This window comes from Streptomyces sp. CO7, assembly GCF_053474865.1.
The window spans coordinates 180,855-192,107 of the sequence record NZ_JBRIOU010000006.1 but is presented as its reverse complement, the minus strand read 5'-3'; the positions used below and the strand labels follow the sequence as shown (position 1 = coordinate 192,107).

Genomic DNA, 11,253 nt, shown 5'->3' with positions numbered 1-11,253 from the left:
GCCCCCGCCGTGCCGCGCCCTCGCCGTACCCCAGGAGGACTCGATGCCGCACCCCGCCCGCCGCCTGCGCAGAACCCTCGCCGCCGCCCTCGCGGCGAGCGCCGTCGCCGCCCTCGGACTCACCGCCCAGCCCGCGCAGGCCGCCGACCCGGTCACGTACGTGGCCCTCGGCGACAGCTACAGCGCGGGATCCGGCGTCTCGCCGACCGATCTCAGCAGCCCGCTGTGTCTGCGCTCCAAGGCCAACTACCCCAAGGTGATCGCCGGTCGCATCGGGGCCCAGCTCACCGACGTCACCTGCGGCGCCGCCCAGACCAAGGACTTCACCCGGTCCCAGTACCCGACCGTCGCGCCGCAGGTGAACGCCCTGTCCGCCGACACGGATCTGGTCACCTTCACCATCGGCGGCAACGACAACAACACCTTCATCGGGGCGCTGCTGGCCTGCGGTTCGGCCGGCCTGGTCACCGCCGGCTACGGGAACCCGTGCCAGACGCTCTACGGCAGCAGGTTCACCGACGCGATCGACGACACCACCTACCCGGCGCTGAAGAGCGCGCTGGCCGCCGTCAAGGCCAAGGCGCCCAACGCGCGGATCGCCGTCCTGGGCTACCCCTGGATCACCCCGGCGACGTTCGACTCCTCCTGCTTCGCCAAGCTGCCCATCGCCCGGGGCGACATCCCCTACCTGCGCAGCCTGCAGGGTCACCTCAACGACGCCCTCTCCCGCGCCGCGCGCGAGTCCGGCGCCGTCTACGTCGACTTCGCCCAGGTCTCCGAGGGGCACGACGCCTGCAAGGCCTCCGGCACCCGGTGGATCGAACCGGTCATCGGCGGCAACAGCCTCGTCCCGGTCCACCCCAACGCGCTGGGCGAGTCCCGGATGGCCGACCGGACCATGGCGGTGCTCGGCCTGGGCTGACCCCCGCCCCGCACGCCGGATGAGCCGGACCGCCGAGGGCGCCGGACCGGCGTGCGCGACGGCGAAGGCCGCCCCCTCGGCGCGGGAGGGGGCGGCCTTCGTGTGGTCCGGCGCCGTCAGGCGCTTGCGTGTGGACGGGCGCCGTCAAGCGCTGGAGTAGACGCTCTCCACGAAGTCGGCGAGCTTGTCGTCGGTCAGGTGGTGTGCCAGGTCCGACTCGCTGATCATGCCGATCAGCCGCTTGTTCTCGATCACCGGCAGTCGCTTGATCCGGTGCTCCCGCATCTCCTGCAGTACGTCGTCGACGTCGGCGGAGGCGTCCACCCACCGCGGCGTGCCCTCGGTGAGCTCGCCGCAGGTGACCTTCGACGGGTCCTTGCCCGAGGCCACGCACTTCACCACGATGTCACGGTCGGTGATGATGCCCTGCATCCGGTCGTCGTCGCCGGCCACCGGCAGGGCGCCCACGTCGAGCTCCCGCATCAGCTGGGCGGCCCGGTCCAGCGACTCGCCCGCGGGGATCCACCGGGCGCCGGGGTGCATGATGTCCTTGGCCGTCGTCATGGTCGTCACTCCTCCTGGAAGGGTGTGTGCGGTTCCGCCTCCTCGGGTTTCCGGAGTGAGGAGAACAAACCGGACTTCCGGCGTCCGTTCCCGACGGTCACCGAGGGTGTCGCGGGCGCACGCGCCGGGTCATTCCTCCTCCATGCGCCGCCGGTCGTCCTCGTCCCAGGCGGTGGTGTCACGGGGCTGGGTGTAGGGCTCCTCGGTGGGCGGGTGGCCGCCCGCGATCGCCCGCTGGCGGACCGTCTCGGCGTCGAACTCCAGGCCCAGCAGGATCGCCAGGTTGGTGATCCACAGCCAGATCAGGAAGACCACCACACCGGCCATGGTCCCGTAGGTCTTGTTGTACGAGCCGAAGTTCGCGACGTAGAAGGCGAACCCGACCGAGGCGAGGATCCACAGGAACAGCGCGAGGAAGCTGCCCGGGGTGATCCACCGGAACCCCTTCACCTTGGCGTTCGGCGCCGCCCAGTAGAGGATCGCGATCATCAGGGTGACCAGGATGATCAGGACCGGCCACTTGACGAACGACCACACCGTCAGCGCCGTGTCGCCGATGCCGAGCGTCGTGCCCACCTGCCGCGCCAGACCGCCGGTGAAGACCACGATGATGGCGCTCGCCGCCGTCATCACCATCAGCACCAGGGTGATGCCGACCCGGACCGGCAGTACCTTCCACACCGGCCGGCCCTCGGGGATGTCGTAGACGACGTTGGAGGCGCGGATGAAGCCCGCCACGTAGCCGGAGGCCGACCAGACCGCCAGGACCAGACCCACGATCGCCATGATCGAGCCGATCCCGGCGCCGTCCTGGAGCTGCTCCACGGCCTTGGTGAGGACGTCCCGGGCCGGGCCCGGGGCCAGCTTGGTGATGTTGTCCATCACCCTGTCCGTGGCGCTTTTCCCCATGATCCCCAGCAAGGAGATCAGGACCAGCAGCGCGGGGAAGAGCGAGAGGACCGCGTAGTACGTCAGCGCCGCCGCGCGGTCGGTGAGTTCGTCGTCCTTGAACTCCTTGAGGGCGCCCTTGAAGACCTTGCCCCAGCGGGGCTTCGGCAGCTTGGACGGGCTGTCGGGGGCCTTGCGCTCCACCGCGGGGGAGGGGCCGTAGGCATCCGCCCCGGCGTCCTCGCCGCGGCGACGACGGCCGGTCCCGTCCGTCCCGTCCACCGCGTCCGTCCTGTCGGTCCGGTCGGTTCCGTCGGGCCCGACCGGACGCCCGCCGCGGTCGTCGTCCCCGTCGCCGTGGTCGCCACTGCCTGGAAGATGCATTTTCGCCATGAACGCCGGGTATCCTGCCCGCCCCCGGATACGCACAGGGGTCTGTCCGCACCTCCGTACGGGGGACACGGTCCGCCTCGGCGGACACTCGCGGCACCCGCCCGGGGAGTCGCAAGGAACCGCGACGGCGTGTCCGACGGCATGCGCGCGGCCTGTCCCGCGCCCCCGTCGCGGCCGAAAAAAACTCTTGGACGGGCCGGAGCGCTCCACGGAAGACTTACCCTCCCGGGTTCTCCCCAAATGTCCGGCCCGGCGCACCACGACACTAGGCGCACACACATGGACTCGCCCGAGAAACGCGAGGGCCCGCGCAAGGGCCCCGTCCTCCTCGCCCTCCGACACTACGGCCGGGAACTCGCCCGGCTCCGGCGCTTCACCGTCCCCGCCCTGCTGCTCCCCGCCCTGGGCAACATCGGCCTCTACTACGTCGCCCCGCTGATCGTCGCCAAGCTGATCGGCCACGTCGCGGCCGAGAAGGACCCGGGCGGCCCGGGAACCTTCGGCTCCGCGCTCCCCTACGTCCTCGGCTTCGCCGGCGTGCTGCTGTTCGCCGAAGCGCTGTGGCGCCTGGGCCTGCACTGTCTGAACCGCCTGGACGCGTACGGCATCGAGCACCTCTACGTCGTCGGCATGGACGAGCTCTACGCCAAGGACTCGGCCTTCTTCCACGACAACTTCGCCGGCTCCCTCACCAAGCGGGTCCTCAGCTTCGCCACCCGCTTCGAGGAGTTCGCCGACACCCTGACCTTCAACATCATGGGCAGCTTCGTACCGCTCGCCTTCGGCTCCGTCATCCTGTGGAACTACGACCCGCTGCTGGTCGTCGGTCTGCTGACGATGCTCGCGGTCACGGCCTGCTGCGTGGTCCCGCTCATCCGGCGCCGCCAGCGGCTGGTCGCCCGGCGCGAGGAGGCCATCGCCCGGGTCTCCGGTCACGTGGCCGACAGCCTGATGAACATGGAGACCGTCCGCGCCTTCGCCGCCGAGCGGCGGGAGGCGGCCGAGCACCGCTCCCGGGTCGCCGAGTCACGCCGCCTCACCCTGCGCTCCTGGGACTTCGGGAACCTGCGCATCGACACGCTGATCGCCCCCATGTCGGTGCTGACCAACCTGCTGGGACTGCTGCTCGCGGTCTCGCTCGGCGGCGGGACGCACAGCGTGGAGGCGGTCGTCGTCGCCTTCACCTACTACACCAACGCCACCCGGATCATGTTCGAGTTCAACCAGATCTACCGCCGGCTCGAGAGCTCGATGACGGAGGCCGCCCAGTTCACCGAACTGCTGCTGTCCCCGCCCACCGTGCTCGACCCGCCGGAACCCGAACCGCTGCGGCCGGACGGCGCCGACGTCCGCTTCGAGCGGGTGACCTTCGCCCACGGAGGCGGCGCACCGCTCTTCGACGGGCTCGACCTGGCGGTGCCCAGCGGGGCGAAGATCGGCCTGGTCGGCCGCTCCGGCGGCGGCAAGACCACGCTCACCCGGCTGCTGCTGCGGATGACCGACATCGACGGCGGACGGATCCTGATCGGCGGTCAGGACATCAGCAGGCTCAGCCAGGCCGACCTGCGCAGCATGATCGCCTACGTGCCGCAGGAGCCGGCGATGTTCCACCGGACCCTCAAGGAGAACATCGCCTTCGCCCGGCCGGGGGCCACCGAGGCGGAGATCCGCCGCGCCGCCGAGGCGGCGCACGTCACCGAGTTCGCCGACGCGCTGCCGGAGGGCTTCGAGACGATGGTCGGCGAACGGGGCGTCAAGCTCTCCGGAGGGCAGCGGCAGCGGGTCGCGCTCGCCCGGGCCATCCTGCGCGACGCGCCCGTCCTGCTGCTGGACGAGGCGACCAGCGCCCTCGACTCGGAGAGCGAGATCCTCATCCAGGAGGCGCTCTGGCGGCTCATGGAGGGGCGCACCGCACTGGTGGTGGCCCACCGGCTCAGCACGGTGGCCGGCATGGACCGCCTGGTGGTCCTCGACCGGGGACGGATCATCGAGCAGGGGGCCCACCACGAACTGCTCGCCGCGGACGGCGTCTACGCCAAGCTGTGGGAGCACCAGTCCGGAGGGTTCCTGGAGGACGACGACCCGGTCCGGGCCGGCAACCCGGTCTGAGCGTCGCCCGTCGCCCGTCGCACCGCCCGCGCGCGGTGCGGCGGGCGTCCGGGGTCTGGCCCGGCGCCACCTGCGTGTTCTAGGTTGCGCGCATGCCAGAACTGCCTGGCCGGACCCCGGCCGAGATCCTCGCCCGCCTCGACGCCCTGCGCGCCGCCGACCTGCCGGTCCGCGGCGGACGGACCATGGCCTACGTCTACGACTCCGGACTGGACGGGGCGGAGGAACTGGCCCTCGCCGCCCAGGCCCGGGTGGCGGGGGTCAACGGCCTGGACATGACGGTGTTCCCCAGCGTCGTCACACTGGAGAACGAGGTGACCGCCCGCGCGGCCCGACTGCTCGGCGGTGACGCCCGCACCGCCGGAGTGTTCACCAGCGGGGGCACCGAGAGCTGTCTGCTCGCCGTGCTGACGGCGCGGGAGCACGCCCGCAGGACACGGGGCCTGCGGGAGGGCGCCGAACTGCTGCTGCCCGCCACCGCCCACGCCGCCTTCCACAAGGCGGCCCACCTCTTCGGGCTCACGGTCGTCGAGGTGCCCGTCGACGCGGAGACCTGCGAGGTCCGGGCCGAGGACTTGGCCGCGGCGATCACCGACCGCACCGCGCTGGTGGTCGTCTCCGCCCCGTCCTACCCGCACGGAGTGATCGACCCGGTCGCCGAGGTCGCGGCCGCGGCCGCCGCGCGAGGCGTGCTCTGTCACGTCGACGCCTGCATCGGCGGCTGGTACCTCGGCCATCTGAGGCTCGCGCCGGACGCCCCCGAACTGCCGCCCTTCGACCTGTCCGTCCCCGGCGTCACCTCCCTCTCCGCGGACCTGCACAAGTACGGGTACACGCCCAAGGGCGCCTCGGTGGTCCTCTTCCGCGACGCCGGCCTCAGGCGCCACGGGTGGTTCGCCCACGCCGGATGGCCGGGCTACCCCGTCGTCAACCCCACGCTGCAGGGGACCCGTTCGGCCGCGCCGCTGGCCGGCGCCTGGGCGGTGCTCGAGCACATCGGGACGGACGGGTACGTCGAGCTGGCCCGCCGCGTCCACGCGGCGACGGTCCGCCTCGCGGAGGGGATCGCGGCGGTCGACGGGCTGCGCGTGCTGGGGCGGCCCCGCGCCTCCCTGCTCGCCGTCGCCTCCCAGGACCCGGCCCTGGACGTGTTCGTGCTGGCCGACGAGATGAGAACGGCCGGCTGGTACCTCCAGCCGCAGCCCGCCCGCGGCTCCTCCCCGGCCAACCTGCACCTGACGGTCACGGCGGCCGCCGCCGGCGAGGAACGCCTGCGCGAACTGCTCGCCGAGCTGGAGAAGGCCGCCGCCCGGGCACGCGCGGCGGGACCGGCCGTCGTGGACCCCGAGGTCGCCGCCGTCGCGGCCGCGCTGGACCCCGAAGCGCTGGGCGAGGACGAGGTGGCCGTCGCGCTCGCCGTGGCGGGGGTCGGCGAGGACGGAACCCTCCCGGAGAGGACGGCGCCCGTGCTGGCGGTCCTCCAGGCGATGCCGCCCGCTCTCGCGGAGCGGCTGCTCCCGGAGGTGATCGGGCGGCTCTACCAGGTCTGAGAGGATCGGGCGAGACCCTGTTCTCCCGCGACGAGGAGCCGAAGGTGCAGCACCCATCCCTGGCGTACAGCGACGTGAAGTCCGCCCGCGACCGGATCGCCGGGCGCGTACGGCCGGTGACGGTGGCGCCGGTCGAGCCGGGGACGTTCGACGGGTTCGAGGTCCATCTCGCCCTGGAGCTGATGCAGTTCACCGGCAGCTTCAAGGCGCGCGGCGCGCTCAACTTCGTCGAGGCGCACCGGGAGCAGGGCTCGCTGCCCGAGGCCGGGGTGACCATCGCCTCCGGCGGCAACGCGGGCGTCGCCTGCGCGTGGGCGGCCCGGCGGGCGGGGGTCCGCTCCACCGTCTTCCTCCCCGAGGCTGCGCCCGAGGTGAAGGTGCGACGGCTGCGGCAACTCGGCGCCGAGGTACGGCTGGTGGGCTCCGAGTACGCCGAGGCGGCCGCCGCCTGCGAGGAGTTCGCGCGGGAGAGCGGGGCGCTCGCCTCCCACGCCTACGACCATCCGCTGATCGCGGCCGGCGCGGGCACGCTGCTGGAGGAGATCCGCGAGCGGGTGCCCGGCCTGGACACGGTGGTCGTCTCGGTCGGCGGCGGGGGCCTCATGGCGGGCGTCGCCACGGCCGCGCGGACGCACGGGGTGCGGACGGTGGCGGTGGAGCCGGAGAACTGCCGGGCGCTGCACGCCGCGCTCGAGGCCGGACGGCCGGTGGACGTGCCCGTCCGGTCGGTGGCCGCCGACTCGCTCGGCGCGCGCCGGGTCTCCGCGGACGCCCTGGCGGCGGCCAGGCAGGACTCCGTGCGGTCCGTGCTGGTGCCCGACCCGGCGATCGTCGAGGCCCGGCGGCTGCTCTGGGAGGAGCGGCGGCTCGCCGTGGAGCACGCCGCGGCGGCCGCGCTCGCGGCGGTCCTCCCGCAGCGGGGCTCCGGCCACGGCTACGTTCCCGAGCCGGGCGAGCGGGTCTGCGTGGTCCTCTGCGGCGCGAACACGGATCTGTCCGACCTCGCCGGCTGAGCGGGCGCCGCTCCACCGGGGCCGGTTGTCGGCCACGCGTGCCGCGCGCCCGGTGCACCGGTGCCGGTTGTCGGTCACGCCTGCCGCGGGCCCGGTCCTGGTCCTGGGACACCCCGCCCGGAGGGTGTCGGTGGCCCGCGTCCGCCCTGCCGTAGGGGTGTTTTCGACGCCCGTCCGCGGCGTCGGCGCGCACAGGCTGCCGCAGAGGTTGCTGCGAGTGAGTGCAGCCCTGCTGCCGGCTCCGGCTCGTGGGCCGGCCCGAAGCCCTCCCACGGCTGGTCGACCTTCGGTGCCGTGCGACGCCGCCCCGCGGATGCGGCGCACTGCGGTGTCGGCCCTGCGGCGGGGTGCGTCCGCCCTGAGGTACGGGCGGACAATCGTGCGGCTGGAGCGGCACAGGTGGGTGCAGGGTCTCACGTCCCTGCCGGCATGTGCCGCTCCCCGCGAGGAGCGGCACATGCCGGGAGAGGGACGCCGGGCCCACCGGTACCGCCGGGCTCAGGCCCGCCACGCCCCCGGGGCCGGGCGGTGGCGTCGTGGGCGGCGTGCGAGGCCGGCTCGCGGGGCCGTTCCGCCGCGTTCGGCCGCCCGGGCGATGTTGCGGGCCATGCCGCCGAACACCACAGCGTGGAACGGCGACACCGCCCACCAGTAGGCGTGGCCCAGCAGCCCGTGCGGGTGGAAGAGGGCCCGCTGCCGGTAACGGGTGCGGCCGTCGGGACCGGCGTCCGCGTACAGCTCCAGCCAGGCCAGCCCGGGCAGGCGCATCTCGGCGCGCAGCCGCAGCAGCCGGCCCCGGTCGATCTCCTCCACCCGCCAGAAGTCGAGCGAGTCGCCGGCCCGCAGGCGTGTCGCGTCACGGCGGCCACGGCGCAGGCCCACGCCGCCCGCCATCCGGTCCAGCAGCCCGCGCGCTGACCAGGCCAGCGGGAAGGAGTACCAGCCGTTTTCGCCGCCGATGCCCTCGATCACCCGCCACAGCGCCTCGGGGGGAGCGTCCACGGTCCGCTCCCGCCGGTCCGTGTACAGGCTGCCGCCCGCCCAGTCCGGGTCGGTCGGCAGCGGGTCGCTCGGCGCGCCCGGCACCGCGGCGTTCGACCAGCGGGTGTCCACCCGCGCCTCGCGGACGTTGCGCAGCGCGAGCCGCACGGCCTGCTCGAAGTTCAGCGGACCACCCGGGGGATCCGGCAGGTATCGGGTGATGTCGTGCTCGCGGCACACCACCTCGTGCCGCAGCGACTCGGCCAGCGGCTTGGCGATCGAGGCCGGTACCGGCGTGACCAGGCCGACCCAGTGGCTGGACAGACGGGGCGTGAGCAACGGCACCTGCACGATCACCCGGTGCGGCAGGCCCGCCACCTCGGCGTAGCCGCGCATCATCTCCAGGTAGGTCAGGACGTCGGGTCCGCCGATGTCGAAGACGCGGTTGACGTCCTCGGGGAGCCGCGCGCAGCCCACCAGCCACCGCAGGACGTCCCGGACGGCGACCGGCTGGATCCGGGTCCGCACCCAGCTCGGGGTGACCATGACGGGCAGCCGCTCGGTGAGGTAGCGCAGCATCTCGAAGGAGGCCGAGCCGGAGCCGATGATGACGGCGGCCCGCAGCACGGCCGTGGGCACGCCCGACTCCAGCAGGACGTGGCCCACCTCGGAGCGCGAGCGCAGGTGCGGCGACAGTTTCTCCTCGGGCACCCCAGCGGGGGTGAGCCCGCCCAGGTAGACGATCCGGCGTACCCCCGCGGCGCGCGCCCGTTCGCCGAAGATCTGTGCGGCCCGCCGGTCGGTCTCCTCGAAGCCGGAGCCGGTCCCGAGCGCGTGGACCAGGTAGTACGCCACGTCGACGCCCCGCATGGCCTCCGCCGTCGACTCCGGGTCGGTGACGTCGCCCCGGACCACCTCGGCCTCGCCTGCCCAGGGATGGTCGCGAAGCTTGCCGGGCGAGCGGGCCAGGCACCGCACCCGGTGCCCGGCGGCCAGCAGTGCGGGGACCAGGCGGCCGCCGATGTACCCCGTCGCACCCGTCACCAGGCAGTGCAGTGGCGCGGCGTCGCCGCGGGCGCCCTCGCTCATCGGCCTCGCTCCCGTCCTCGACGCCCGGCTCCGCGTCCGGCCGCTTCCAGGATGATCCACCCCGGCGCGCCCCGCATCGCGGGACCGGCGAACGGTCCTCCACCGGCCCACCGGCCGCCCGGCCGCGGTGGGCCGGTACGGAAAACGGGTGTGCCCCGGCGACACCCGGTCGTCGGGGCACACCCGTGCGCGGCTCAGGGACGGCCGGTCAGACCGCCGGGGCCGGGTAGGTCGGGTACTCCACGCCGGAGACGTGCTGCACCACCCGGATCACCTGGCACGAGTAGCCGAACTCGTTGTCGTACCAAAGGTAGAGGATCGCGTTGTCGCCCTCGACCTTGGTGGCGCCGGCGTCGACGATCGAGGCGTGGCGCGAACCGATGAAGTCGCTGGAGACCGCGTCGGGGGCGCTGATGAAGTCGATCTGGCGCTTCAGCGGCGAGGTCAGCGACACCTCGCGCAGGTACTCCAGGACCTCGGCGCGGGTGGTCGCGCGCTTCAGCTGCAGGTTGAGGATGGCGATCGAGACGTCCGGGGTGGGGACGCGGATCGAGCTGCCGGTGATGGTCGCCTCGAGGTCGGGCAGCGCCTTCGCCACGGCGGAGGCGGCGCCGGTCTCGGTGATGACCATGTTCAGCGGCGCGGAGCGGCCACGGCGGTCGCCCTTGTGGTAGTTGTCCAGCAGGTTCTGGTCGTTGGTGAACGAGTGGATGGTCTCCACGTGACCGCGCAGGACGCCGTACTCGTCCTCCATGGCCTTCAGCGGCGGCACGATCGCGTTGGTCGTGCAGGACGCGCAGGAGATGACGTTCTCGTCCGGCTTGATCATGTCGTGGTTGACGCCGTGGACGATGTTCGGGACGTCGCCCTTGCCCGGAGCGGTCAGCACGACCTTGTCGATGCCGGGGCGCAGGTGCTTGGACAGGCCCTCGCGGTCGCGCCACTTGCCGGTGTTGTCGATCAGGATGGCGTTCTTGATGCCGTACGCGGTGTAGTCCACCGACTCGGGGGAGTCGGAGTAGATCACCTGGATCGTGTGGCCGTTGGCCACGATCCGGTTGTTCTCCTCGTCCACCGTGATGGTGCCCTGGAACTGGCCGTGGATCGAGTCGCGGCGCAGCAGGGAGGCGCGCTTGACCAGGTCCTGGCCACCGCCGTCGCGGACCACGATCGCCTTCAGGCGCAGGCCGTTGCCCGATCCGGCCTTCTCGATGAGCAGGCGCGCCAGCAGGCGGCCGATCCGGCCGAAGCCGTAGAGGACCACGTCGCGGCCCTCGCGACGCTCGATCTTGTTGGCGCCGGTGGCGCCGGCGACGGCCTCGGCGGTGAACTCCTCGACCGACAGGCCGCGGTCGTCGGCCTTGTGGGCCACGGCCAGCATGCCGATGTCGATCTGCGAGGGGCCGAGGTCCAGCGTGGTGAGGGCCTGCAGGAAGGGCATCGTCTCGACGACCGACAGCTCCCCGCCGACGATCTGCCGGGCGAAACGGTGGGTCTTGAGGATGCTGATGACCGACTTGTTCACCAGGGAGCGGCTGTGGACCAGGACCGTGACGTCCTGCTCCCGGTGCAGCTTCCCGATGATCGGGATCATCGACTCCGCGATCTCCTCGCGGTTCTTCCAGTTGGTGAACGAGTCGTCGTTGACAGTCACTGGTCCATCTTTCGAGCTAGGCGGCGCTCACATGTTAACCATCTCGAAGGATGGTCATTCAAACCGGGTCGGGTGCGGGGTGGTCCGGTG

The 11,253-nt window shown here is 72.7% G+C and carries 8 protein-coding genes; 4 read left to right on the top strand and 4 right to left on the bottom strand.

The genetic code is table 11. The features are described 5' to 3' along the window. Positions 1-43 precede the first annotated feature (43 nt). Positions 44-922, top strand: coding sequence for an SGNH/GDSL hydrolase family protein (locus ACOV8S_RS22255; RefSeq protein WP_448320111.1), 879 nt, complete (start codon positions 44-46; stop codon positions 920-922). Between the two features lie 144 nt (positions 923-1,066). Here the strand turns inward: ACOV8S_RS22255 and ACOV8S_RS22250 are convergent, their stop codons facing one another. Both ACOV8S_RS22250 and ACOV8S_RS22245 read right to left on the bottom strand, forming a co-directional pair. Then, positions 1,067-1,486, bottom strand: a complete 420-nt coding sequence (locus ACOV8S_RS22250; protein WP_448319715.1) for a CBS domain-containing protein — start codon at positions 1,484-1,486, stop codon at positions 1,067-1,069. 129 nt (positions 1,487-1,615) lie between these two features. Next, the gene (locus ACOV8S_RS22245) at positions 1,616-2,758 is read right to left on the bottom strand and encodes a YihY/virulence factor BrkB family protein (RefSeq protein WP_448319714.1); all 1,143 of its coding nucleotides are present in this window, start codon (positions 2,756-2,758) and stop codon (positions 1,616-1,618) included. 288 nt (positions 2,759-3,046) lie between these two features. Between ACOV8S_RS22245 and ACOV8S_RS22240 the strand changes: the two genes are divergently transcribed. The 3 genes from ACOV8S_RS22240 to ACOV8S_RS22230 all read left to right on the top strand — a co-directional run bounded on the left by ACOV8S_RS22240 (position 3,047) and on the right by ACOV8S_RS22230 (position 7,439). Then, positions 3,047-4,876 carry an ABC transporter ATP-binding protein gene (locus ACOV8S_RS22240; protein WP_448319713.1) on the top strand — a complete coding sequence of 610 codons (1,830 nt, stop codon included), beginning with the start codon at positions 3,047-3,049 and terminating at the stop codon, positions 4,874-4,876. A 92-nt stretch (positions 4,877-4,968) separates the two neighbouring features. After that, positions 4,969-6,426, top strand: a complete 1,458-nt coding sequence (locus tag ACOV8S_RS22235) for a pyridoxal phosphate-dependent decarboxylase family protein (RefSeq protein ID WP_448319712.1) — start codon at positions 4,969-4,971, stop codon at positions 6,424-6,426. 44 nt (positions 6,427-6,470) lie between these two features. Next, complete coding sequence (locus ACOV8S_RS22230; protein WP_448319711.1) at positions 6,471-7,439, top strand: serine/threonine dehydratase; 969 nt, start codon at positions 6,471-6,473, stop codon at positions 7,437-7,439. A gap of 498 nt (positions 7,440-7,937) precedes the next feature. On the opposite strand, the gene ACOV8S_RS22225 is transcribed toward ACOV8S_RS22230, so the two are convergent. Together ACOV8S_RS22225 and ACOV8S_RS22220 are read right to left on the bottom strand one after the other, a co-directional pair. Next, the gene (locus ACOV8S_RS22225) at positions 7,938-9,509 is read right to left on the bottom strand and encodes an SDR family oxidoreductase (RefSeq protein ID WP_448319710.1); all 1,572 of its coding nucleotides are present in this window, start codon (positions 9,507-9,509) and stop codon (positions 7,938-7,940) included. A gap of 208 nt (positions 9,510-9,717) precedes the next feature. Next, positions 9,718-11,163 (bottom strand): glyceraldehyde-3-phosphate dehydrogenase, encoded by a 1,446-nt coding sequence (locus tag ACOV8S_RS22220; protein WP_448319709.1) that lies wholly within the window; start codon positions 11,161-11,163, stop codon positions 9,718-9,720. Positions 11,164-11,253: the final 90 nt, after the last annotated feature.